The organism is Flagellimonas sp. (assembly GCF_965215805.1).
GTDB lineage: Bacteria > Bacteroidota > Bacteroidia > Flavobacteriales > Flavobacteriaceae > Flagellimonas.
Map to the genome: position 1 here is coordinate 2772651 of NZ_OZ244124.1, position 25179 is coordinate 2797829.

Sequence of the window (25179 nt, forward strand, 5' to 3'; positions counted from 1 at the left end):
CCTAAAAGTTTCCAATTCTGATAATATCCGCAAAGATACCCGAAGCTGTGACATCTGCTCCGGCACCTGCTCCTTTTATGATCATAGGTTGGTTGGGATAGCGTTCCGTAAAGAACAGCACAATATTGTCACTTCCCTCTAGATTATAGAAATCGTGTCCTTTTGGAATCTTTTGCAATCCCACCTTGGCTTTCCCATCTTCGAACTGGGCTACGTATTTAAGCTTGCTGTCAACATCTTTGGCTTCCTTGAAAAGCTGCTGGAACCCATCTTCATGCTTCTTCAATGACTCAAAAAAGGCATCGTTGGAATCCGTGTCCAGGCTTTCTTGAGGTAGAAATGCTTCGTTCTCAATTTGTTCAATATCCAATTGATTGCCACTTTCACGAGCCAAAATCAATATTTTCCGCATTACATCAATTCCGCTCAGGTCTATAGTGGGGTCGGGTTCAGTATAGCCTTCCTCTTGGGCCTGCTTTACGATATCATGGAAAGTGACTTCGTCATTGAAATTGTTGAAGACAAAATTCAAACTCCCAGAAAGTACGGCTTGTATCTTGTTTACCTTGTCGCCGGAGGCAATCAGGTTCTTTAAGGTGTCTATAATGGGGAGTCCGGCCCCAACATTGGTCTCGAATAAAAATGGTGCATTGTATTTTTTGGCCAGTTGCTTCAATTCCTTGTATAAAGTATAATCCGAAGAACATGCAATCTTGTTACAGGTCACCACAGAGATGCTATTTTTTAGATAGTTCGGATAGCTGTTGGCAACTTCGTCGCTCGCCGTGTTATCCACGAATACACTATTTCGGAAGTTGAGCTCGGTAACCCTGTCAAAGAATTTTTCCTTGTCCGCCTTTTGGCCATCGGCCAGCACAGATTCCCATTCTTGTAGATTAATCCCGTTTTCATCAAAGGCCATGGTCCTGGAATTACTGATTCCGATAACCCGGACGTTCAATCTCAGTTCGTCCTTCAGGTATTGATGTTGCTGCTGGATCTGTTTTAAGAATTTGGACCCAACATTTCCTACCCCCATTACAAAGAGGTTCAGCTGTTTGATGTTCTCTTCAAAGAATTCCTCATGTAGGGAGTTCAAGGCTTTTTTCACATCGGTTTTCTTGATAACCGCAGAAATGTTTCGTTCCGAGGCCCCTTGGGCAATTGCTCGGATGTTCACATTGTTTTTTCCCAAGGTGCTGAACATCTTTCCGCTCAATCCTTGATGGCTCTTCATATTGTCGCCAACCAGGGCAACAATAGTCAGGTCCTTTTCAACTATGACCGGCTTGATTTTTTTTCGGGCCATTTCGTATTCGAAGGCCTCACTGACTGCTTCCACAGCACGTTCCACATCTTCATCAGCTATTCCAACGCAGATGCTATGTTCTGAGGAGGCTTGGGTAATCAAAACCACACTGATATTCTCCAGGGAAAGCGTCTCAAAAAAGCGTTTGGAAATTCCTGGAATTCCAATCATGCCAGGGCCTTCCAAAGACAACAAACTAATGTTGCCCACATGGCTAATACCACGAACGGTTTTTCCACCTCCATTGGTGTTTTTGGTAATCATGGTACCCTCATCGTCGGGGCTAAATGTATTTTTGATGACAATAGGGATTTCCTTGCCCAACACAGGTTGTATAGTGGGAGGGTAAAGCACTTTGGCTCCAAAATGGGAGAGTTCCATGGCCTCTTCATAGCTAATATGGGCCACACATTTAGCTTGTTTTACCAACCTGGGGTTGGCCGTGTACATGCCGCTGACATCTGTCCAAATCTCCAAAAAGGAAGCATCTACGGCCGCTGCAACAATCGCAGCCGTGTAGTCGGAACCCCCACGACCCAAGGTTGTGGAATTTCCATCAGTGCTTGAAGCTACAAAGCCGGGCAGTATATGGATTTGATGTTTGTCATTTTTGAAGTATTCCTTGCAGTTGGCATTGGTCTTTTCAAAATTGACCACGGCTTTTCCGTAAGAATTGTCGGTAATGATCAACTCCCTACTATCTTTAAAAGTAGCATCAAGGCCTTCGGCCTTAAAAAATTCACTGATGATATAGGAGGAAAGCAATTCCCCGTAGCTCACGATTTTATCGGATAGTTTGGGTGTTATCTCGCCAATGAGAAAGGAGCCTTCCAAGAGCGTTTCCAAAATGTTCAGGTCACTTTTAACCTTACTGAGGATGGCACTTTGGTTTTGCACGGGAATCAATGCCTTGATGACTTCAATATGGCGTTGTTCAATTTCTTCCAAGCCTGATTTGTATGCATCGTTCTGTTCGGATGCTTGCTGCAGTGTGCTCAGTAACACATCGGTAATACCTCCAAGTGCGGAGACCACCACCGCTAATTTTTCGTTGGAACTGTTTTGGACAATGGATTTTACCTTGTTTATATTTTCTGGATTGGCGACTGAGGTACCACCAAATTTTAGGACTTTCATGATTAATGTGGTTGTAAAATGTTGAAATTAATTTAAGGACGGACGGAAATAATATACAGACTACCCCAAAGGGGTGATGGTAGTCAAAGCGAAGATGGATGAAGAAGTGTTCATCTTGAAGGGTTCAATATCCGTTTGTTTAAATTGCATTGTACAGTAATCAGGTTCAAAAGTAGTACTTTTGGTAGCTTCCTCAAATGATTCTAAAATTTTTACGAAATCCATAGCAATTGTTAATTTTTCTTGTTGAATGAAAATTTTTACCGCGAACCAAATCTATAAGGCTGACAAATTCACAATTGAAAAACAGCAAATTCCCAGTGATTCCTTAATGGAAAGGGCTGCTACCCAACTTTTTGAGTGGATTCATTCCCGATTGCAGGGAGCTGAAGTCACTATTCAATTGTTTTGCGGTATTGGCAACAATGGGGGGGATGGAATTGCCTTGGCGAGACTGCTCAAGGAGGCGGACTATAATATACAGGTGCATGTGGTCAATTACAGTGAAAAGCGCTCCAAGGATTTCTTGTTGAATCTGGAGCGATTAAAAGACCGCAAAATTTGGCCTGAATTTCTTAATGACGATTGCGTGATGCCTGAAATATCACCCAATGATATCATTGTTGATGCCATTTTTGGGATTGGTTTGAACAGGCCCCCCAGTGAATGGGTGGGTAAACTCATTGAGCATATCAATGCCTCCCAGGCTTTTGTACTTTCTGTGGATATTCCTTCGGGATTGCCCAGTGATAGGATGCCTTGGAATGCCAATCATGTGATACGGGCCAGTTACGTACTCAGTTTTCAAGTACCCAAACTGGTTTTCTTTTTACCGGAAACCGGTATCTACCAGAATCAATGGGAGCTGTTGGACATAGGTCTTGATGCTGAATTTTTGGTCAAGGAAGAGGTGGACTATGAGTTCATGACCCAGTTTGATGTGCAACCCATTTACCGACCACGACTTAAATTTTCCCATAAGGGGACCTATGGTCATGCGGTGATTGTAGGAGGGGCTTATGGTAAAATTGGAGCGGTTCAGATGGCAGCTAATGCTTGCTTGAGCATTGGAGCTGGTTTAGCCACTGCTTTTGTACCTGAATGTGGGTATCATTCTTTACAAACGGCCCTGCCAGAGGCCATGGTACTTACAGATGCCGAGGATGATTACATTTCTGAAATCAAAATCCCATTCACGCCTAATGCCATAGGCATTGGAATGGGGATGGGAACCAAGGAAGAGACTGTTCAAGCCTTTGGGAAATTCCTGAAAGAAGTTGATTTTCCATTGGTAATAGACGCTGATGGTTTGAACATCTTGTCCCAAAACCCCAAATTGTTGAAAGACGTTCCCAAGCAGTCCATTTTAACCCCTCATCCCAAAGAACTGGAACGTTTGATAGGGGAGTGGAAGGATGATTTTGACAAATTGGATAAAGCCAAGACTTTTGCCTCCAAGCATGACATTGTATTGGTGATCAAAGGAGCACATACCATCACACTTTATGGTGGAAAAGGGTATGTGAACAGTACTGGAAATCCTGGAATGGCCACTGCTGGTAGCGGGGATGTGCTAACAGGAATGATAACCGGTTTGGTGGCCATGGGGTATAACCCGCTCCCAGCAACAGTACTAGGGGTTTATCTGCATGGGTTAGCAGGAGATATTGGTGCTTCCTTGGTAAGTTACGATGCCCTTAAAGCTACGGGAATCATTGAAAATATTGGAAAAGCGTATTTGGAACTTTTTAAAAGACCAGAGTCTCAAGCAGAAAAAGGAGCTTAAGCAGTATCCTTTTTCTTGTTTTTTTTGAGTCTTTTCTTCACCCAGGCCAATGCGTTGTCATACTCAATAAAGAACTCCATGTTCTTCTTATAGAAAAGCTTCTCTATCTTAAAATTGTGCATGTCAATTTCCTTTTTGGAAACAATGGCGAAAGCCTTCAAGTTTTGCATGCCTCTTAAATAATTATAGATGGTAGGGTCTACGGCATAAGAGTTTTTGCGTAGGCTGATATAGCCAAAATCCTTATCCCTAAAGTGTATTTCCGAAATCCCGATGATTTGATAGGCTCGTTCCAGCGTCATTGTGGCCCCTTCTTCAAACGTGGCGACCATGTAGTTGTCAAAAACTTGCACGGTTCCGATATCCAACTGGTATTCCCGTACAATTATAGCCTTCTTATTAGAAGCAATTCTCATTCCCCAAAATTATAGTGTCTCTCATTACGAAGGTATGGGGAACACCCAATGGCTAGAAAAAATTTAGATTAAAAGCGTAAATATCGTGTGTACGGTAAATTTGAAATGAAAAGAGCCCCGTACAACGGAGCTCTTTCTCTTTTGGTTTGTTCTATTTATTGTTCTGCCTCAGGAGATTTTTCCTGTTTCTTTATTTTGATGGTGAGTTCCTCTTTTTTCTCATCCAAATCCATGAAAATGCTGTCTCCCTCCTCTAGTTTGGAGTTCACAATTTCCTCTGCCAAGGCATCTTCAATATACTTTTGAATGGCCCGCTTCAATGGACGTGCGCCATATTGCTTATCAAAACCTTTTTCGGCAATGTAGTCCTTGGCTTTCTTGGAAAGCTTCAAATCATACCCTATGTCCTTGATTCGGTTGAAAAGCTTATCCAATTCAATATCAATAATCTTGTGGATATCCTCTCTTTCCAACGGATTAAACACAATCACGTCGTCAATTCTGTTCAAAAATTCAGGTGCAAAAGCCTTTTTGAGCGCATTTTCGATAACACTTTTTTGATGACTATCTGCCTGTGCCTTTTTGGCTGCGGTACCAAATCCTACACCCTGTCCAAAGTCCTTCAATTGGCGTGCACCAATATTGGATGTCATGATTATGATGGTATTCCTAAAGTCAATTTTTCGTCCAAGGCTATCTGTCAAGTAGCCGTCATCAAGCACCTGAAGCAACATGTTGAAGACATCCGGGTGTGCTTTTTCCACCTCGTCCAACAAGATAACGGAGTAGGGCTTTCTTCTAACCTTTTCGGTCAACTGACCACCTTCTTCATAACCTACATATCCGGGAGGTGCTCCCACCAATCTTGAAATGGCGAATTTTTCCATGTACTCGCTCATATCAATTCGGATGAGGGCATCTTCAGAGTCAAAAAGTTCCTTGGCCAAAATTTTGGCCAACTGTGTCTTACCAACCCCGGTTTGACCTAAAAAGATAAATGAACCAATAGGTTTATTGGGGTCCTTAAGACCAGCTCGGTTACGTTGAATGGCCTTGGCCACTTTGGCAACTGCTTCATCCTGACCAATAACAAAACCTTTGATCAAGTCTGGTAATTCTGCCAACTTATTGCTTTCGGTCTGTGCAATTCTATTGACAGGGATTCCGCTCATCATGGAAACCACATCTGCTACGTTGTCCTCAGAAACCGTCTCTCTGTGCAATTTGCTTTCTTCTTCCCAGCGCTCTTGGGCAGAAGCCAGTTCTTTTTCCAAGCGCTTTTCATCATCACGAAGTTTGGCGGCTTCCTCGTACTTCTGTTTTTTGACCACGCTGTTCTTCAACTCCCTGACATCTTCAAGCTGGTTTTCCAGCTCCAAAATTTGTTTGGGAACATCCATGTTCACAATATGCACACGCGAACCTGCTTCGTCCAGGGCATCAATGGCCTTGTCCGGTAAAAAGCGGTCTGTCATATATCTATTGGTCAATTTTACACAGGCCACAATGGCATCATCCGTATAATTGACGTTGTGATGGTCCTCGTACTTGCTCTTGATGTTCATCAGGATTTCTATGGTTTCCTCTACCGAAGTGGGTTCTACCATCACCTTTTGAAAACGTCGTTCCAAGGCTCCATCTTTTTCTATATACTGTCGGTATTCGTCCAAAGTGGTCGCTCCAATACATTGAATTTCGCCCCTAGCCAATGCTGGTTTAAACATGTTGGAAGCATCCAAACTTCCCGTGGCACCACCAGCACCTACGATGGTATGAATCTCATCAATAAACAGGATGATGTCGTCGTTCTTCTCAAGCTCGTTCATCACCGCCTTCATGCGCTCCTCGAACTGTCCGCGGTATTTTGTGCCAGCCACCAAGGATGCCAAATCCAGGGTAACCACCCTTTTGTTATAAAGTATCCTGGAAACCTTTTTATTGATAATGCGCAAAGCCAAACCTTCGGCAATGGCACTTTTACCCACACCGGGCTCACCAATCAACAACGGATTGTTCTTCTTTCTACGACTTAATATTTGGGATACGCGTTCAATTTCCTTTTCCCTTCCCACAACAGGATCCAGTTTATTCTCTTCCGCAAGTCGGGTAAGGTCACGTCCAAAATTATCCAACACTGGAGTTTTGGATTTCTTGCTCCCCTTTTGGGAAGAACTGGAACCAAAGCTACTTTCCTTGGAATCCCCAGTTTCCTCAGGATCGCTTGGAAAGGATTCGGCCTGGGGAGTGTCCATGTAGTCATCATCACTAGTGATCATGGACTTGAACTGTTCCTTGACATTATCGTAATCCACTTTAAGCTTGTGAAGCAATTTGGTGGTTGGGTCATTTTCGTTGCGAAGGATACACAGCAACAAGTGGGCTGTGTTGATGGAAGAACTCTGGAAGAGCTTGGCTTCCAAAAAAGTCGTCTTAAGCGCTCTTTCTGCCTGTCTTGTCAAATGTAGGTTCTTCTTGTCCTTTTGGGTTGTTCCGGTATTGGGATTCGCCGGACTTAGAATCTCCACTTTTCTTCTCAAGTGGTCCAAGTCAACATCCAAGGCGTCCAAAATGTTAATGGCTTTGCCATTTCCATCGCGCAAAAGACCTAGCATCAAATGTTCTGTACCTATAAAATCATGCCCCAATCTAAGGGCTTCCTCTTTGCTATATGCTATAACGTCTTTTACTCTTGGGGAAAAATTATCATCCATACACTTCCTTTTCAGCAATTAAAATTAATAAAAGTATCATTACAGTAGTCAAATACCGTACCCATATTCGATAAACTAGTAGTAAAAGTCGAAATAAAGTGCATTTTTTTAACGCTTTAACATAGGTTTATCATCTTGTCGGGGTCTATAAATATGCTGTTGATAATTTTTTTAATAAAGTAAGCCGCAAGTGTTTTGAAAGGTGCGATTTTGCGTATATTGGCATGATATTTTAACCACAAAAAACAACAAGATTTTAGCATGGCGGAAGGAGAAAAGTTAATTCCTATCAACATTGAGGATGAGATGAAATCTGCCTACATTGATTACTCAATGTCGGTCATTGTGTCACGTGCCCTGCCAGATGTCAGGGACGGACTTAAGCCTGTTCATAGAAGAGTACTTTTTGGAATGCACGAGCTAGGGGTTAGATCTACAAGTGCGCATAAGAAATCGGCCCGTATTGTGGGTGAGGTTCTGGGTAAATATCACCCCCATGGAGATACATCGGTTTACGATACCATGGTGCGGATGGCCCAAGAATGGAGTTTGAGATATATGTTGATCGATGGGCAGGGTAACTTTGGTTCCGTAGATGGGGATAGCCCAGCGGCCATGCGTTATACCGAGGCCCGAATGCGTAAGATTGCCGACGATATGTTGGCAGATATTGACAAGGATACGGTTGACCACCAACTAAATTTTGACGATTCCTTAAAGGAACCTACCGTATTACCAGCCCGAATCCCAAACCTATTGGTCAATGGAGCTTCTGGTATAGCCGTGGGTATGGCTACCAATATGCCACCACATAACCTATCGGAAGTGGTAGATGGCACAGTTGCCTATATAGACAACAAGGATATTGAGATTGATGAACTGATTACACACATAAAAGCTCCGGATTTTCCAACAGGAGGAATCATATATGGTTATGATGGTGTAAAAGAAGCCTTCCACACAGGACGCGGACGTGTGGTAATGCGAGCCAAGGCCAGTTTTGAAGAAGTTCAAGGTCGGGAATGCATTATTGTAACCGAAATTCCATATCAGGTCAATAAGGCTGATATGATCAAGAAGACTGCGGACCTTGTCAACGACAAGAAAATTGAAGGGATTTCTGCCATCAGGGACGAGTCCGATAGAAAAGGGATGCGTATCGTATACATTTTAAAGCGCGACGCAATTCCCAATATCGTGCTTAATATGCTGTACAAGTATACAGCGCTTCAGTCCTCTTTTAGTGTGAACAACATTGCCTTGGTCAAAGGACGGCCAAAATTGTTGAACTTAAAGGAAATCATTGGTCATTTTGTAGACCATAGGCATGAAGTTGTTGTCCGTAGGACCAAGTTTGAGCTGAAGAAAGCCGAGGATAGGGCCCATATTTTGGAAGGATTGATCATTGCATCTGACAATATCGATGAGGTGATTGCCATTATTCGTGGGTCATCCAATGTGGATGAAGCTCGTAGCAGTTTGATGGAGCGCTTCAAGCTTACCGAAGTTCAAGCGAAGGCCATTGTTGAGATGCGTTTGCGTCAACTTACAGGGCTGGAACAGGATAAACTTCGTGAAGAATACGACGAATTGTTGAAGACCATTGAGGATTTGAAGGACATTCTGGACAAGAAAGAGCGAAGAATGCAGATCATCAAAGATGAACTTCTGGAAGTGAAGGAGAAGTATGGCGATGAGAGAAGGTCCGAAATCAATTTTGCAGGAGGTGACCTAAGCATTGAGGATATGATTCCGGATGAGCAAGTGGTCATTACCATTTCCCACGCGGGATATATCAAAAGGACTCCGCTAACGGAGTACAAGACCCAAAATAGAGGGGGAGTGGGACAAAAAGCATCTTCCACCCGAAATGAAGACTTTTTGGAGCACCTTTTTGTGGGTACCAACCACCAATATATGTTGTTCTTTACGCAAAAAGGAAAATGTTTCTGGATGCGGGTCTACGAAATTCCGGAAGGAAGTAGGACATCCAAGGGTAGGGCCATTCAGAATTTGATCAATATCGAATCCGAAGACAAGGTGAAGGCCTTTATCTGTACCCAAGATCTAAAGGATGAAGATTATGTAAATTCGCATTATGTGATTATGGCCACCAAGAAGGGGACGGTTAAAAAAACTTCCTTGGAGCAGTATTCAAGGCCCCGTCAAAATGGTATCAATGCTATAACCATTAGGGATGAGGATGAACTACTGGAAGCTAAACTGACTACGGGAACAAGCCAAATATTCCTTGGATTGAAATCCGGTAAGGCCATCCGTTTTGAAGAAAGCAAGACCAGACCTATGGGGCGTAATGCTTCGGGAGTGAGAGGTATTAGATTGGCTAATGAAGATGATGAGGTTATTGGAATGGTATCGGTGCACAATTTTGAGGATGACATTCTGGTAGTTTCTGAAAATGGATACGGAAAACGTTCAACTATAGATGACTATAGAACCACCAATAGAGGAGGTAAGGGAGTCAAAACGATTTCCATAACCGACAAAACCGGAGGTTTGGTTGCCATAAAAAATGTGTCGGATACCGATGATTTAATGATTATCAACAAATCCGGTATTGCCATCCGAATGAGTGTAGAGGATTTAAGGGTTATGGGAAGGGCCACACAAGGAGTCCGACTCATTAACCTGAAAGGAAACGATTCCATTGCCGCTGTGGCCAAAGTAATGAAGGATGAAGATGCCATGGATGAAACGGATATCCTTGATATTGAGGTAAATGGAGAAGATGGCACAGCAATTGATAATAATACGGAGGATCAAAAAGAATAATCAGTAAACACTAATATTAAATTAAAATGAAAACTAGAATTTTAATAGTAATGGCCCTTGCGGTTTCAGCGATAGGTTTTTCCCAGAAAAACGAAATCAAAGCAGCTGAAAAAGCATTAAAAGGCGGAGATACACCAGCTGCTAAAGCCGCTTTGGAAACTGCTTCGTCTTCTATTGATGGAGCCGATGCTAGATTGCAGGCCCAATATTATGCAGTTAAGGGGAATGTATATTTGGATTTGGCCAACAAAGGCGATGCCAGTGCATTCCAAACTGCAATTGATGCTTTCAACAAGGTAATTTCTGTTGAAGAAGCCAGCGGTAAGGAAAAATATACTACCGTTGCTACACAGAACTTGGCCCAAATCACTGCCGATTTGGTAAATGCCGCAGTTGAGGATAATGGAAACAAAAATTTTGAAGCTGCTGCCGAGAAATTGTACATGAGCTACAAGTTGAGCCCTACCGATACACTTTACCTGTACTATGCGGCGAGTAGTGCCGTGAACGGACAGCATTACGAAAAAGCACTTAGCTACTATAATGAACTAAAGGAAATTGGGTATGATGGAAGTGGAGTTAACTACACCGCTGTCAATGTACAGACAGGTGAAGTGGAAACTATGGATGAAACTACCCGTAACCTATACGTTAAAGCAGGGACCCACAAGGATCCAAAGGAAGAAAGAACTGAATCCAAAAAGGCGGAAATTGTAAAGAACGTTGCACTTATCTATCAGCAGTTGGGTGATAATGACAAAGCTTTGGCCGCTTATTCAGATGCTAGGGCTGTTGATGCCAATGACGTGAACCTCGTACTTGGTGAAGCCAATCTATACTACGCTATGGGCAACAAGGACAAGTTTAAGGAATTGATGGCTGAAGCTTCGGCAATGGCCCCTGACAATGCCGATTTGCTTTATAATATTGGAGTTATCAACATGGAGCAAGGAAATCTGGAAGACGCAAGAGCTGCCTATCAAAAAGCTTTGGCCGTTGATCCAGGATATATCAATGCCCTGTTGAACCTTTCTACTACCTATGTAAATGAAGGTAATGGTCTAATCGATGAAATGAATGCCTTAGGAAACTCAAGAGCCGACATCGCCAGATACGATGAGCTTAAGAAGCAAAAGGATGATTTGTTCTTGGAAGGTGCCCAGATTTTGGAAGATGCCCTAAAGACCAATCCAGATAACCAAAGTGTATTGACTCAGTTGAAAAACATCTACGGAGCATTGGGTGACACCGAAAACTTTATGCGCGTTAAAAAGCTATTGGGAGAGTAGTTTTATTAAGTTCTTCCATAAAAAAAGCCCCGACCTAGTCGGGGCTTTTTTTATATGATCTTCTTTATGACCCTGAGTTTATGGGTATAGTTTTTTTCATCAGTGTTAAAAATACCCGTATGATCCAAACGATCTATCCGCACATGCCCATGCGTGTGAATGATGTAGTTGTCCTTGAGTATGATCCCCACATGATCTATAACACCTTCATTATTGTCAAAAAAGGCCAAATCCCCAGGCTCACTTTCTTCAATAAAGCTGAGAGCCTCTCCTTGTTGGGATTGCTGCTCAGCGTCCCGTTTTAAACTATATCCGTTGATTTTGTAGACCATTTGGGTAAAACCGGAACAGTCAATTCCAAAGGGTGTTTTGCCTCCCCATAAATAGGGGGTGTTCAAATACAGGAGCCCAGTTTCCACCAGATTAGATTTTGCTTGTTGACTTTCGATGGCATGGCCCTCAAAAGTGTGTCCCAATATACTTGCAACGGAAATTACCGAACCCATAACAATGGGCAGCAGCATTCCCTCTGAGGTACATATATGGGAGACAATATCCGCTGCTAAATTTGGGGTACTATTGTCCAACCCCTTATAATCTTCTTCAGAAATTAAGGTGAATTGGTTATTGGGAATCCAACCTTCGTACTTATCGTAAGCTACACGGATTTTACTCCACCTTTTCCTGCTTTCCACAACCTTGAAATGCTCCCCATAAAGTAGTTGGGACACCATTTCAGTGCTATGTTCAGGGTTCACCCTAATGGGAACAATACTGAGGTGGCAGATTCCATATTGCATGTGCAGGCCTTCTTGAGGATGTTATGCTCTTTCCAATATAATGGCAGAGGCGCCACCACCACCATTGCAAATACCCGCTGCTCCAAGCTTGGCATTGTTTTGTTTCAGGACGTTCAGCAAGGTAATGGTGATTCTTGCACCGGAACAACCCAAGGGATGACCAAGCGAAACCGCACCCCCATTGACATTTACTTTGGAATCGTCAAGGCCCAAGAGTTTCATATTGGCCAGGCCTACCACAGAGAAGGCCTCATTTACCTCAAAAAAGTCAATATCCTCGATGCCTACACCAGCACGGGCAAGAGCTTTGGGCAACGCCTTTGCGGGAGCAGTTGTGAACCATTCGGGTTCCTGTGCCGCATCAGCATAGGCCTTGATTGTAGCAAGAGGCGTCAAATTTAATTCTGCAGCCTTCTCAGCACTCATAAGAACCACAGCGGCTGCCCCATCGTTTATGGTGGATGCATTGGCAGCGGTTACCGTACCTTCCTTGGTAAATGCAGGTCTAAGGGCAGGAATCTTTTCCATTTTTACGTTCTTGTATTCCTCATCCTCTTGCACCACAATGGGTTCACCCCTTCGTTGTGGCACTTCAACGGGTACTACTTCATCAGCAAATTTACCCGCCTTCCAGGCAGCAGCGGAGCGTTCATAAGATTGAATCGCAAAAGCATCCTGGTCCTCACGACTAAATTCATGTTCCACTGCGCAGGCGTCAGCACAGACTCCCATGGCATTCTGATCATACGCATCAACCAATCCATCCTTTTGCATCCCATCAACAAAACTTGCAGGCCCAAATTTTTGGCCTGTGCGCATATAGGCGTAGTGTGGAATCAAACTCATATTTTCCATGCCACCTGCCACTACAATCGAGTTTTCACCCAATGCAATGGACTGGGCGCCCTGCATAATGGCCTTCATACCTGAAGCACATACTTTATTTACGGTGGTACAGGGTACGGAATCCGGAATGCCAGCGTATATAGCGGCTTGTCGGGCAGGTGCTTGTCCCGTTCCCGCCTGCACTACATTTCCCATCAAAACTTCCTCGACCATTTCGGGTTTCAGACCTATTTTATCTAGAGCTCCTTTAATGGCAACCGCACCTAATTTAGGGGCTGGAATAGTGGAAAGTGCTCCCATAAAACTTCCAATGGGTGTTCGGGCAGCGGCAACAATGACAACTTTATTCATAAACGTATTTTTATTGATGCGAAAATACTAAAATTAAATGCAAAGGTCCATGCGCAGAGCATGATCCAACTTCTTATTATTATTTTCTATTTTTGAGGCAAGAGCAAGGAGAATGGGAAAAACTTTGGACAACGTTTACAAGCATCAATCACTTGCTTACAAGTACTTTCTTTATCTGGTCTCCGTGGCCTTGATCGTATTTTTCTTTCCTAAGGGAGGTAAGTTCAAGTATGAATTTCAAAAGGGAAAACCTTGGCAGTACGAAAACCTCTATGCCCCCATTGATTTTTCAATAAAAAAAACTACCGAAGAAATTGCGCAAGAGCAGCAATCCCTTCGAGACCATAAAACGGATTATTATACCTATGATGCTGTTATTCCAGAGGGAATCAAGGAAAAAGTAGCGCAGCAACTACAAGAATCCTTTAATGGAAGTACCTTGTCAGTTAGACAGCAAAACGCACTCCAGAATTGGGCTTCCCAAGTTATTGACAGCGTTTATGACCTAGGCATTTTCCAAGAATTACCTGTGTCCAGTACCGTTCGCGTGGTTAAAAACAATGAGGCTCGTACAGTAATGAGCAACAACTATCTGGATAATGCCAAGGCCAGAAATTTGACATCGAGGCTACTTTCCCAATTGCAGTTGGCAGGAGACGATAATCTGATGGAGGTCATAAACAACGCATTGGAAGCCAATGTTGCGTATGACGAAGCTCTTACTGATAGGGCATTGGAGGATGAACTTTCCAAAATTTCGTTTACCAGAGGGGAGGTTTCGGAAGGAAGATTGATCATTGCCAAAGGCGAGGTGGTTGAGGCTGAAAACTTCAAAATTCTGGATTCTTTGAAAGCGGAATATGAGTCGGAACTTTGGAGGGGTACCAATTTTTATTTCATTCTCTTGGGGTATACTATTTTGGTGGCCCTAGTACTCATAATGCTTTTCCTGTTCCTGAAAAGGTATAGGGTCGAGATTTTTAAGAATAACAATAAGGTTACCTTCATTTTCGTGAACATCTTGTTGATGGTGCTGGCTACAACCTTGATGGTCAAAAACAATGAAAGCTATGTGTTCGTGGTACCGCTTTGTATTCTTCCCTTGGTACTTAAGAACTTTTTTGATGCACGATTGGGGTTGTTTGTCCATGTACTTACGGTTCTAATTTTGGGTTTTGTGGTACCCAACAGCTTTGAGTACATTTTTTTACAGACCATTGCGGGTATTGTCACCATTCTTACCGCATCGGAGCTTTATAAGAGAGCCAATCTTTTTATTTCCGTAGGACAGATAACCTTGATTTACATCATTGGGTATTTTGCATTCCATACCATTCACGAGGGTAATTTAGAGAATATCGAATGGACATTGTTTGGGATATTTATCTTGAACGGATTGTTGACACTTTTTGCGCAACCCCTGATTTATATCTACGAGAAGATTTTTGGATTGATCTCGGATGTCTCACTCTTGGAACTTTCCGATACAAACTCCAAATTACTTAAGGAACTTTCAAATAAAGCGCCAGGAACTTTCCATCATTCGCTACAGGTTGCGAATTTGGCCGAAGCAGCTGCAAACGAGATTGGGGCCAATGCCATGTTGGTTAGGGTAGGAGCCTTGTACCATGATATTGGCAAAATGGAAAACCCGACCTATTTTACCGAAAATCAGATTACCAATGTTAACCCACATGATGATTTACCACCAAAAGAGAGCGCAAAAATTATCATTGACCATGTAATCAAAGGCATTGAGATCGCTAGAAAAAATAAATTGCCAGATCGGGTGATAGACTTTCTAAGAACCCATCATGGAACCACATTGGTGTTCTATTTCTTCAAAAAACAACAAGAATTGGAAGAAGAGGTGGATGAAGCCAATTTTAGGTATCCGGGACCTATTCCCTTCTCCAAGGAAACTGCTATTTTGATGATGTCGGATGCTGTGGAAGCCGCTTCCAAAAGTCTAAAGAACCCCACTTTTATGATGATTGATGATTTTGTGGAGAAAATAGTACGGGGACAAATGCAAGCCAACCAGTTTTTGAATGCAAACATCACCCTTAAGGAGATTGAGATGGTGAAGAAAGTGTTGAAGCAAAAATTGACCAATATTTATCATCTGCGGGTGGAGTATCCTGAGTAAAATAGTAATCTAATAAGTTGGCTTTAAAAAAATAAAAAAATAGTTGCGATCTTACGGATGAAAGGGTACATTTGCATCCGCATTTTCAGAGTGCATGTTCATAATAAAATGTTAGGAGAGGTGCCGGAGTGGTAACGGAGCAGATTGCTAATCTGTCAGCGCGTAAGTGCTGCCCGGGTTCGAGTCCCGGTCTCTCCGCTTTTCTTTTACATAAACACCTCGGGGTGTATTACCGTGTCAAGCACGGTATAAACTCCGCCTGGTCCCCGGTCTATTTTAAAGGCTGTTTGGATTCTGGAAATTGAAATTTAGGACTTTGACATTTGTGTCATTTTTCGGGGTGTAGCGTAGCCCGGTTATCGCGCCTGCTTTGGGAGCAGGAGGTCGCAGGTTCGAATCCTGCCACCCCGACCACTAAAACCTCTAGTTTTTCTAGGGGTTTTGTTGTTTTTGGAAATACTTCAAAACAGCACTCTTACTCATCAAGTCGTACAAATTGGAGCAACCTGAAATCTATGACCTCCTCGCCTGGAATTTCGGTGGCCTTTAATACAAGAGTGCCTTTTCCTTGTTCCAGATGAATTTCACCTAGCGAAATGGGGATGAAGTCCTTAACATACGATTCCATCCTGGGGTAACGGTCGTTTTCTGCTCCAATCAGAGGTGGTGAATTTGGTTTATCCACGCTTTTTTTGATAGCAGCGTCTTTAAATCCCAATTCCAATTCCGCTCCAATGTTTTGTTCCTCACAGGTGTAATACAGGATAGCCTCAAAAGTGCCTTTCTCTAATACCTCAATATCCCAGGTTATGGAATCCTGAATACTTTTCCAATTCGTAAAGAAGGAATCGTTGGGCCATCTATTGCTTCGTTGGATGTTTCCATGGGCTTCCCCATCCCTTGCGGGTAGTTGGGTCAGTTTAAAACCTGGATGCCCTAAGGTAAAGGGTTGATTATCCCTTTTCGTCCTTGCCACCTCTTCAATCCACTTGCTTTTTAAGATTATCAAGGAGTCTCTTAGTTTGGATTGAGAAAGGGATATATCCGTGGTCTGCCCTGGATCAGAGACGATGTTGTACAACCTATTCTCAGAATCCAAGCGATAGCTTTGGGTGCGCACACTAGTTTTATTGTTCCAATGGTTAAAGATTGCCCTATCCTTTACCTGCTGTCGTTGTCCTCTAATAAGACCGCTGAAATCCTGACCATCAAAGCCTCGGTCTATGGGAGATTCAAGGGAGGCCAACCCAAGCAAGGTAGGCAGCAAATCCACCGACCCCATTAGTTGTTCAATATGCTGTCCAGATTCTATGGCAGCGGGCCATTTGATAAAGAAAGGGGATTTCACACCGCCTTCATCGGTGGAACCCTTTTTGCCTCTCAGCCCACCATTCCACCGCCATCCGTTGGGTCCATTATCAGACATAAAGACAACAATGGTGTTTTTATCCAATTCTTTTTGTTTTAGATAAGAGGTAAGTCTACCTACGTTCCAATCAATGTTCTCCACCATGGCCAAAGCGGCTTTGGTAAACTGTAGATCTTCCTCGCTTTCATTTTGGTATCTCTTTTGCAATTCCCGATTGGCAAATTTGTTCCAAAAGACATCTGGAACCTGCATTGGACTATGGGGAGTGTTCAGCGGGAGATACAGCAGAAAAGGTTGTTCTTGATGCTTAGAAATAAAGTCTATCCCATGGTTCACAAAATCGTCCACAAGGAAACCCTCACCTTTTACAATCTCCCCATTATGTTCCAACATGGGGCTAAAATAATTTCCCCAATGACCGGAACAAAAACCATAAAAGTCCTCAAAGCCCCTGCTATTGGGATGGTAAGGTGGCTGCATTCCATTATGCCATTTACCATAGGCGGCAGTAGCATATCCAGATTTTCGGAAAAAGTCTGCAAAAGTGGGGAAAGATGTGTCCATTCGTTCGCCCCCGGCAGAAGTAGAGTACACTCCCAATCTTGGAAAGTACATGCCTGTTAAAAGCTCTGCGCGAGTTGGGGAACAGACAGGTTGCACATAAAAATTATCAAAAACCGCCCCTTCAATTGCTAGGGAATCTATATGGGGAGTGGAAAGATTGGTGTTGCCATGAATGCTCAAATCCCCCCAACCTTGATCATCGGTTAAAATGACAACTATGTTGGGTTTTTCAACTTCATTTTTGACTTTGTTTTCTTTCGCGCAGCCCAAGCAGAGCGCCACAATCAAAAAGGATAAGGGTTTTGCAAGATTCATCGGTTACAAGGTAGCAACATAATTTCATTTGGTATTGCGCCAAAATAACTTTTGCATGCAATTTTGTTTGGTTTGTCTGATTGCTGATCCACTATCCTTTTGTGGTTCATTAATATCTATTTCGATTTGGATTTTCATGATCAAAGGTTATGGGTAAAGCCGGAATTCCAAGATGGGAACTATGACTTATTGGATATAAGGTTTACAGCTGGACGCGAGGCTTCCTTCACCTAAGCAAATCCAACATTGAAAAATTAGTCCATGTTTTTGGTCAATATATCCATAATCCGAAATCGTTTTCGCTTCTAAGTTTGATCAACTGTATTAACTAAGCAATATTATGATGAAAAAACTAAACGTATTACTGCTCTTCCTATTTATGGGAACTGCAACCATTTCGTGGGCGCAACAGGCCGTTTCCGGGGTGGTTTATGACGACCAAAACGTGCCCTTGCCAGGTGCGAACATTTTGGAAAAGGGAACAAGTAATGGAGTGGTCACAGATTTTGACGGGAACTTTACCATATCAGTTCAGGACGGCGATGCTGTACTGGTGGTCTCTTATATCGGATTTGATTCCAAAGAGATTCAGTTGGACGGATCTCCCAATTATTCCATTCAACTGGTGGCATCAACCACCGGATTGGATGAGGTTGTGGTTATTGGTTATGGTACAACCACAAAGAAGGATTTAACGGGTTCTGTTGTTTCCTTGGGAAGCCAAGATGTGGTGGAACAACGCAAAACAGATGTGGCCCAAGCCATTCAAGGTCGATTGGCCGGGGTTGACGTGCGAACCTTGAACTCAAAACCAGGTGCACCCTTGTCCATATTGGTAAGGGGTAGTACGGCCTTGACCAATAACAATGCGGGTAATGACGGTATTAACGATGACCCGGGAAGGGATTTGTCTCAACCTTTATATGTTGTGGACGGTATTTTCTTTGATAATATCAATGCGCTCAACCCAGCAGATATTCAACAAATTGATGTGTTGAAGGATGCCTCCTCAACGGCAATTTACGGTGCTAGGGGTGCCAACGGGGTAGTAATTATCACTACCAAAAACGGTTTGGAAGGAGCTCCAAGATTTACTTATGATGCCACTTTTGGTATAAGGTCTCCTGTAAATGCCCCTGATTTCTACAACGGTGACGAATATGTAGCTTTTGTGGAGGATGTGGTGCGAGCAAGGGATTTTGGGCAATTGTTTCCTGGAAACCCCACTGTTGATGATTACAATGCAATTGTTCCGGATTTGACCACTGAATTTGTGGACGATGAAGAACGCAATAATGTTGCACAAGGTGCCTATACGGACTGGATTGACCTTTTTCAAGAAACAGGAATCCAGACCAGCCACACTTTTGGCGTAAGCGGAGGTGAAAACGGTTTGGTGTACAACGCATCCGTTGGTTACCTTAAAGATGAAGGTGTTGTAGGGATTGAGGAGTTTGAAAGATATAATTTGACTGGTGCCTTGACCAAGAAGGTAAATGACAAATTTAGCCTGGGGATTAAAACCTATCTTGCTTTTTCCGAAAGGGAAGAAGGTAGTCGCGAACTCTTTAGAAGTTCCTTTCGTCTGGCACCTACCGTAAACCCTTATGACGAAGATGGCTTGATCGATCTTATTCCTGATGAACAAGATCAACGTTTTATCAATCCCCTATACGAACGCGAAGGGGCATGGACGGTAAATACCAAAAGATTCGATATTATAGCCAATGTCTTTTTGGAGTACAAGCCACTTCCATGGATGAACCTAAAAACCCAGTTCTCTCCCAACTTAAGCTCTAGTAGATTTGGGGAGTACAGGGGCTTGCTTACCAAATCCGCTAGGAACGACCCAGGAAGGATACGTTCCTATTACAACACTTTCACAGATGTATCCTATACATGGGACAATATTGTGGACATGAACTTTGAACCTTTGCAAGGTCATGAGTTAAAAGCCACTTTGATTACCTCACTGTATCAAAGGGAAACAGAAGGGAGCAATATTCAAACAAGAAACTTTAGTACGGATGACTTTTCCTTTTTCAATACAGGAGCTGGATTGGACATCAGGGACAACAACAGTTTCTTTGTGAAGGAAAACCTGGCTTCTTTCGCAGGAAGACTTAACTATTCCATCCACGACAAATACTTGTTTACCGTAACAGGTCGTTACGATGGAGCTTCAAGATTGGCAGAGGGCAATAAATGGGATTTCTTCCCATCTGCAGCCTTTGCCTGGAGGGTGAGCGAAGAGAATTTTGCCAAGAACGCCGATTGGTTGAGCAATCTTAAATTGAGATTGAGCTACGGTCGAACCGGTAACATTGAATCCGTAAGTCCTTATGGTTCCCTCTCCTTCTTGAATGGTTCTACATACCTATTTGGGGACGGACTTGCAAACAGCCAACGGGTTAGGGGTTTGTCCAATCAGGATTTGACTTGGGAAGTATCAGATGAGACCAACATAGGTATTGATCTAGGCATTCTTTCCAACAGAATTGGACTTTCCATAGACTATTACAATAAGGAGACGGACGGAAGTATTTTCAACCGGGAATTGTTGGATATCTCAGGCTTTGACAATGCCGTTGGAAACTTTGGGTCGGTAAGAAACCGAGGTATTGAAATCGTTTTGAATACCCTGAACATATCAACAGATAACTTTAGATGGCGTACCGAACTGAATTTCGCCAAAAACAATAACGAAATTTTACGTATTGATGGTGATTTGGACATGGTACCCTTGGGACGACACGGGGTGTTGCAGGTTGGTGAAGCTGTGGATGCTATTTTTTCTTATGAAAATGAAGGCATTTGGCAACTTAATGAGGCTACCCAAGCTGAAACTTTTGGAGCTAGACCAGGTCAATACAAGTTTGTAGACCAGAACAATGATGGGGTAATTAACAATGACGATAAGGTGGTTATTGGTTCCAATTCACCCGATTGGATTGGAGGTATGACCAATACCTTCTCCTACAAGAACCTTGATTTTAGGGTTCAGATGAACACCAGACAAGGAACCTTGGGCCACTCCGAGTTTTACCAAAACTTTGCCCCATACCAGAATGATGCCGCAAAATTTAACAAGTTGGATTTGGATTACTGGACTCCAAACAATCCAAATGCGAGCAGACCAGCACTGGCGTATGCACATCCTGGTGAATATTATTACGAGGAATTTGACTTTGTAAAGATTGGCAACATAGGCCTTACTTACACTTTTCAAAAAGAAACGCTGGATAAATTGAACCTAAACAGTCTAAGCCTTTCCTTGGATGTTCAAAACCCTTTCATCTTCACGGATTACGAAGGGCCTGATCCAGAAACAGGATTCCAGAATTCCTATAGCAGTGCTTACATGACCAAAACAATTCTGTTTGGCCTTAACGTATCATTATAATCCTAAAAAAAATTAGAAATGAAATCTTTTAAGAATTTTAAATACATATTTCTTTTGGTTGGGATAGCAAGTTTTGTGTCTTGTGAGGACTACCTGGAAGAAGAGTTTTTCTCTGATGTAACCGCAGAAACATTTATTGCGGAGGACAATGCAGACCAACTGATCGTGGGTATCTACGAGGATTTGAGAGATATCTACAAGCAATATGACATCAACTTTTCCGGAACGGATATCTATTCGGTTCAGACCCAAGTGGAAGAATTCAATAGCTTCAATGATTATTTTGGATTGAGCTCTGATAACGGTAGCACCGTTGACTATTGGAGGGTGAATTACAATTTAATTGCAGATGCCAATATTGCGATCAATAGGTTCCAAAACGATATAGCTTGGAGCGATTCCAATTTAGGTGCCAGGGATTATGGCATTGCACAGGCACAAGCCCTTAGGGCATTGGCCTTCTACAATCTGGTTCAGCATTATGGTGGCTTGGTTTTGGAGTTGGAGGAAACCACATCCATTCGTTCAGATTACTCCAGATCAAGCGAAGAGCAAACTTTTGATCAGATTATTTCCGACTTGGAGGCCGCAATTCCAAATTTGTTGGATGCGCCTGAAACAGGTAGATTCTCCAGAAGGGCTGCACAGCACTTGTTGGCAGATGTTTACTTGACTAGGGGTTATAAATCCTTTGGAGACACCTCTGATTTTAGCACGGCTGCTTCGCTGGCAGAACAAGCCATCGGAACCTATGATTTGAGAAGTCAGAGTTACGCTGAACTATTTGATTATGATAATCAAGTCAACGACGAGATTCTATTCGCTGTGCAATTCGGGTCTGGTGGTAATGACAATGACCGAAGCAATTCCAAACATGGTCTTTTGATGAATGCTATTGAAAATTATGCTGGTATAGGTAGAAATAGCGTCTATGGCGCAAGAAGTACTTCGCTAATGCCAACACCCTATTTTTATGGATTGTTTGCTGCAAATGATACCCGTGATGACGTTACCTTGCATCGGGTCTTGTTTGCTGCCGAAGAAGTCACTTTCTCTTCTGGGGAAGGACAACCGGAGGATCCCATTGCGGTGGGTGACACGGTTATCTATTATCCAAAGACTGCTCTTGATGCAACCGAATTGGCGGATAAATTGAACCGATACTGGGTGTATCAGCCTGACCAATATCTATTTGGCGTTCCGGATAACATTCCTGGCGCAGTTTACCAATACTCGGCCAATATTAACCGAATCAACTTCCCAATTTTCAAGAAGTTTGACGATGTGGGTATTGATGGGGCCGGTAATGGATCAAGGGACACCTATGTTTTCCGGATTGCTGAAACCCACCTAATTGCAGCAGAAGCCCATTTGGCAGCTGGTAACAGTTCTGGGGGATTGCAACATCTTAATGTAGTTCGGGAAAGGGCTACTGGTGAAACCACCTTTTATACCGACTTGACCTTGGATAACATTCTTGATGAACGTGCCTTGGAATTGTCAGGTGAGGAAAACAGATGGGCCGTGCTAAAACGGACAGGTAAATTGCAGGAAAGATTGAACCTTCACAATCCCCAGAATGCGGATCACGGTGCGTTTGATAGCAGCATTCACTTGTTGAGACCCATACCTGCCAACGAATTATTGTTGTCTGACGGATCCTTGGAACAAAACCCAGGATATTAGAATTCAACCTGAAAAATTCTAGTTGTTTGAGCTTAGTTAATTTTTTGAGTTAGGTTGAGTTTGCAAGAGGGCAGGTACAAAACTGCACCTGCCCTTTATTTAAATGGTGCTCCGATTATCTAGTAAGGAGTGTCCATTTTGGAATCCATTTTACCCATGAATCAATTATAAATTACTTTAAGGTGAAACTTACAATCACGTTGTGTTATTTATTGGTTAGTACCGCCTTTCTTCCTGCGCAAGAAATTAGGGAGGCCGAAAAGCAAAACGTTGATTATGTGGACCCTTTTATTTGTACGGGGAGTGATCATGGTCAAACAGACCCCGCCGCTGCAGTTCCCTTTGGCATGGTAAAACCAGCGCCTGATACTCATCCCCTTGGACATTCAGGATATGATTATGATGCCCATGAGATTCTCGGTTTTTCCAATACCCGTTTTTCTGGAGTGGGATGTCGGGGAGTAGGGGGTAACCTTAGGGTATTGCCCTTTATTGGGTTAAATTCACCATATCCCAATCCACAGCACATAAAAAAAGATACGGAGCAGGCAGAGCCAGGATACTATAGTGTCCAACTGGAAAATGGGATTCAAGTTGAACTTACCGCATCCCGTCAAATTGCTTTTCACAGGTATACCTTTCCGGAAAATGACACCGTGGGGTTGACCATTGATTTGACCAGTTCACTTTCCCAATTTTATCGAGAAGAACATCAAATTCGCGAAGACGGACTGATCACTGGAGAAGTTTCTGGGGCAAACGTGTGCGATAAAGGAAAATATACGTTTTATTATGCCCTGTCTGTGAATGTTGAAAACTACGGTATAGTGGAAGAGGGAGGAAAAATTTCTCTTTCCTTCAAAACCCAAAGTGATCAAGAGGTTGAGCTGCGATGTGCCCTTTCCACGGTGAGTTCGCAAAACGCTCTCCAAAACCTTCAGCTTTCCAAGAACATACGATTTGATGAAGTTAAAAAAGAAGCACGTAGGGCATGGGCTGACTTATTATCCGTTGTTGATGTAGAAAGCGAAAACGACGCACACAAAACATTGTTTTATACCCATCTGTACCATATTTTACAGACACCATTTCAGGTTCAAGATACCGATGGTTCCTTTAAAGGAAGCGATGGGGAAACCTATAATGCAAATAGGGGAAACCAGTATCATGGCTGGTCTATCTGGGATACCTTCAGAACCAAACTGCCCTTATTGTCACTGCTGTATCCCGACCATTACAAAAACATCGTAAATTCCATAGGAAAGCTCTACCATCAAGGTAAAGCGGACTGGTCCACAGAAGAGGAACCTTTTATCACGGTGAGAACAGAACATGCCAGTATTGTACTTTTAGAAGCCAATAAAAAAGGGCTGCTACCCTTTTCCCTCAAATCCATTTATGTTCAACTTCAAGAAGAAGCGGCTCAACTACCTTTTGAAACACCGGATAATATGCTGGAATCCTCCTATGATCTCTGGGCGCTATCGCAAATAGCCAAGGAAATTGGGCAGACAAGGGATTTTAGGAGGTATCGCAAACAAGCGTATCAATACAAAAAGACATGGAAGGAAAAGTTCTTGACTATGGATGAATCCTCTGATGTTATGCATGGAGATGGACTTTATGAGGGTACGCTTTGGCAATACCGTTGGCTGGTTCCATATGATATCAAGGGCATTCAAAAGCTTATGGGAGGTAAAAAAGAGTTTGAGGAGCAGCTGGATTATTTTTTCCAAAACGAGCTATTCAACATAGGGAACCAACCGGATATTCAGGTACCTTATCTCTATGCTTATACAAATTCACCTTGGAAAACGCAGGAATTGGTGAATCGACTGATAACCAAGGAAACCAATAATTGGTATGGAACCCATAAAAAATGGGAAACGCCAAGTACGCGCAAAATATTTATGCCGACTCCCCACGGCTATATAAAGGAAATGGATGATGATGCAGGGACCATGTCGGCTTGGTTTGTATGTTCCGCATTGGGTCTATATCCTGTTTTCCCAGGGAGCACGGATTTGGCGATAACCACACCACTATTTGAAAACATAACCATCAAAACAGCGGGAGGTCCTTTGCAAATTATGGCCAATGGACTGTCCGACGAAAATATATTCATTCAAAATGTAAGCTGGAATGGTAGTCCCATAACTTCCAGCATCATCGATTTTAACCTAATTGCCAATGGCGGAGTCTTACGAATTGAATTAGGGAATACTCCCCAAACCAACTGGCATTAAAACTAGTAC

Annotated in this window: 14 protein-coding genes and 2 tRNA genes; 9 read left to right on the forward strand and 7 right to left on the reverse strand. The window is 42.9% G+C overall.

Translation table 11 applies throughout. The features are described from left to right. Window position 1: 1 nt before the first annotated feature. Together thrA and ACOOE0_RS12360 are read right to left on the reverse strand one after the other, a co-directional pair. Entirely contained in the window at window positions 2-2446 is a 2445-nt protein-coding gene (thrA, locus tag ACOOE0_RS12355; RefSeq protein WP_420399213.1) for a bifunctional aspartate kinase/homoserine dehydrogenase I, read from the reverse strand. Between the two features lie 60 nt (window positions 2447-2506). Continuing rightward, entirely contained in the window at window positions 2507-2671 is a 165-nt protein-coding gene (locus ACOOE0_RS12360; RefSeq protein WP_420399214.1) for a hypothetical protein, read from the reverse strand. A 25-nt stretch (window positions 2672-2696) separates the two neighbouring features. Between ACOOE0_RS12360 and ACOOE0_RS12365 the strand changes: the two genes are divergently transcribed. Continuing rightward, window positions 2697-4232 carry an NAD(P)H-hydrate dehydratase gene (locus ACOOE0_RS12365; RefSeq protein ID WP_420399215.1) on the forward strand — a complete coding sequence of 512 codons (1536 nt, stop codon included), beginning with the start codon at window positions 2697-2699 and terminating at the stop codon, window positions 4230-4232. Here ACOOE0_RS12365 and ACOOE0_RS12370 read toward each other — a convergent pair. Further along, a complete protein-coding gene (locus ACOOE0_RS12370; protein WP_420399216.1) occupies window positions 4229-4648 on the reverse strand; it encodes an STAS/SEC14 domain-containing protein in 420 nt (139 codons plus the stop codon). The genes ACOOE0_RS12365 and ACOOE0_RS12370 overlap by 4 nt on opposite strands. Window positions 4649-4803: 155 nt before the next feature. After that, a complete protein-coding gene (locus ACOOE0_RS12375) occupies window positions 4804-7359 on the reverse strand; it encodes an ATP-dependent Clp protease ATP-binding subunit (protein ID WP_420399217.1) in 2556 nt (851 codons plus the stop codon). 261 nt (window positions 7360-7620) lie between these two features. On the opposite strand from ACOOE0_RS12375, the gene gyrA reads away from it, so the two are divergent. Together gyrA and ACOOE0_RS12385 are read left to right on the forward strand one after the other, a co-directional pair. Beyond that, window positions 7621-10152: a DNA gyrase subunit A gene (gene gyrA / locus ACOOE0_RS12380; protein ID WP_420399218.1), complete on the forward strand. Its 2532-nt coding sequence runs from the start codon at window positions 7621-7623 to the stop codon at window positions 10150-10152. A gap of 26 nt (window positions 10153-10178) precedes the next feature. Continuing rightward, complete coding sequence (locus ACOOE0_RS12385) at window positions 10179-11441, forward strand: tetratricopeptide repeat protein (protein WP_420399219.1); 1263 nt, start codon at window positions 10179-10181, stop codon at window positions 11439-11441. A gap of 50 nt (window positions 11442-11491) precedes the next feature. Here ACOOE0_RS12385 and ACOOE0_RS12390 read toward each other — a convergent pair whose 3' ends face one another. Continuing rightward, window positions 11492-12241 carry an NlpC/P60 family protein gene (locus ACOOE0_RS12390; protein WP_420399220.1) on the reverse strand — a complete coding sequence of 250 codons (750 nt, stop codon included), beginning with the start codon at window positions 12239-12241 and terminating at the stop codon, window positions 11492-11494. 21 nt (window positions 12242-12262) lie between these two features. Next, a complete protein-coding gene (locus tag ACOOE0_RS12395; RefSeq protein WP_420399221.1) occupies window positions 12263-13438 on the reverse strand; it encodes an acetyl-CoA C-acyltransferase in 1176 nt (391 codons plus the stop codon). Window positions 13439-13550: 112 nt separating this feature from the next. Here ACOOE0_RS12395 and ACOOE0_RS12400 point away from each other — a divergent pair, with 112 nt between their 5' ends. The 3 genes from ACOOE0_RS12400 to ACOOE0_RS12410 all read left to right on the forward strand — a co-directional run bounded on the left by ACOOE0_RS12400 (window position 13551) and on the right by ACOOE0_RS12410 (window position 16001). Then, window positions 13551-15587: an HD family phosphohydrolase gene (locus ACOOE0_RS12400; protein ID WP_420399222.1), complete on the forward strand. Its 2037-nt coding sequence runs from the start codon at window positions 13551-13553 to the stop codon at window positions 15585-15587. Window positions 15588-15701: 114 nt separating this feature from the next. Further along, window positions 15702-15785 (forward strand) — tRNA-Ser (locus ACOOE0_RS12405). 138 nt (window positions 15786-15923) lie between these two features. Then, window positions 15924-16001, forward strand: a tRNA-Pro gene (locus ACOOE0_RS12410). Between the two features lie 61 nt (window positions 16002-16062). Here the strand turns inward: ACOOE0_RS12410 and ACOOE0_RS12415 are convergent. Beyond that, window positions 16063-17835, reverse strand: a complete 1773-nt coding sequence (locus ACOOE0_RS12415) for an arylsulfatase (RefSeq protein WP_420399223.1) — start codon at window positions 17833-17835, stop codon at window positions 16063-16065. Window positions 17836-18175: 340 nt separating this feature from the next. Between ACOOE0_RS12415 and ACOOE0_RS12420 the strand changes: the two genes are divergently transcribed. The 3 genes from ACOOE0_RS12420 to ACOOE0_RS12430 all read left to right on the forward strand — a co-directional run bounded on the left by ACOOE0_RS12420 (window position 18176) and on the right by ACOOE0_RS12430 (window position 25170). Then, entirely contained in the window at window positions 18176-21238 is a 3063-nt protein-coding gene (locus ACOOE0_RS12420) for a SusC/RagA family TonB-linked outer membrane protein (RefSeq protein ID WP_420399224.1), read from the forward strand. 18 nt (window positions 21239-21256) lie between these two features. Continuing rightward, window positions 21257-22924, forward strand: a complete 1668-nt coding sequence (locus ACOOE0_RS12425) for a RagB/SusD family nutrient uptake outer membrane protein (RefSeq protein WP_420399225.1) — start codon at window positions 21257-21259, stop codon at window positions 22922-22924. 182 nt (window positions 22925-23106) lie between these two features. Beyond that, complete coding sequence (locus ACOOE0_RS12430) at window positions 23107-25170, forward strand: glycoside hydrolase domain-containing protein (protein ID WP_420399226.1); 2064 nt, start codon at window positions 23107-23109, stop codon at window positions 25168-25170. Window positions 25171-25179 lie beyond the last annotated feature (9 nt).

Excerpts from the sequence above, each read along its gene's own strand:
- ACOOE0_RS12400 (WP_420399222.1), top strand. The coding sequence starts at position 13,551 with ATGGGAAAAACTTTGGACAACGTTTACAAGCATCAATCACTTGCTTAC.
- thrA (WP_420399213.1), bottom strand. The coding sequence starts at position 2,446 with ATGAAAGTCCTAAAATTTGGTGGTACCTCAGTCGCCAATCCAGAAAAT.
- ACOOE0_RS12370 (WP_420399216.1), bottom strand. The coding sequence starts at position 4,648 with ATGAGAATTGCTTCTAATAAGAAGGCTATAATTGTACGGGAATACCAG.
- ACOOE0_RS12395 (WP_420399221.1), bottom strand. The coding sequence starts at position 13,438 with ATGAATAAAGTTGTCATTGTTGCCGCTGCCCGAACACCCATTGGAAGT.
- ACOOE0_RS12365 (WP_420399215.1), top strand. The coding sequence starts at position 2,697 with ATGAAAATTTTTACCGCGAACCAAATCTATAAGGCTGACAAATTCACA.
- ACOOE0_RS12415 (WP_420399223.1), bottom strand. The coding sequence starts at position 17,835 with ATGAATCTTGCAAAACCCTTATCCTTTTTGATTGTGGCGCTCTGCTTG.
- ACOOE0_RS12425 (WP_420399225.1), top strand. The coding sequence starts at position 21,257 with ATGAAATCTTTTAAGAATTTTAAATACATATTTCTTTTGGTTGGGATA.
- ACOOE0_RS12385 (WP_420399219.1), top strand. The coding sequence starts at position 10,179 with ATGAAAACTAGAATTTTAATAGTAATGGCCCTTGCGGTTTCAGCGATA.
- ACOOE0_RS12375 (WP_420399217.1), bottom strand. The coding sequence starts at position 7,359 with ATGGATGATAATTTTTCCCCAAGAGTAAAAGACGTTATAGCATATAGC.
- ACOOE0_RS12420 (WP_420399224.1), top strand. The coding sequence starts at position 18,176 with ATGATGAAAAAACTAAACGTATTACTGCTCTTCCTATTTATGGGAACT.
- gyrA (WP_420399218.1), top strand. The coding sequence starts at position 7,621 with ATGGCGGAAGGAGAAAAGTTAATTCCTATCAACATTGAGGATGAGATG.
- ACOOE0_RS12360 (WP_420399214.1), bottom strand. The coding sequence starts at position 2,671 with ATGGATTTCGTAAAAATTTTAGAATCATTTGAGGAAGCTACCAAAAGT.
- ACOOE0_RS12390 (WP_420399220.1), bottom strand. The coding sequence starts at position 12,241 with ATGCAATATGGAATCTGCCACCTCAGTATTGTTCCCATTAGGGTGAAC.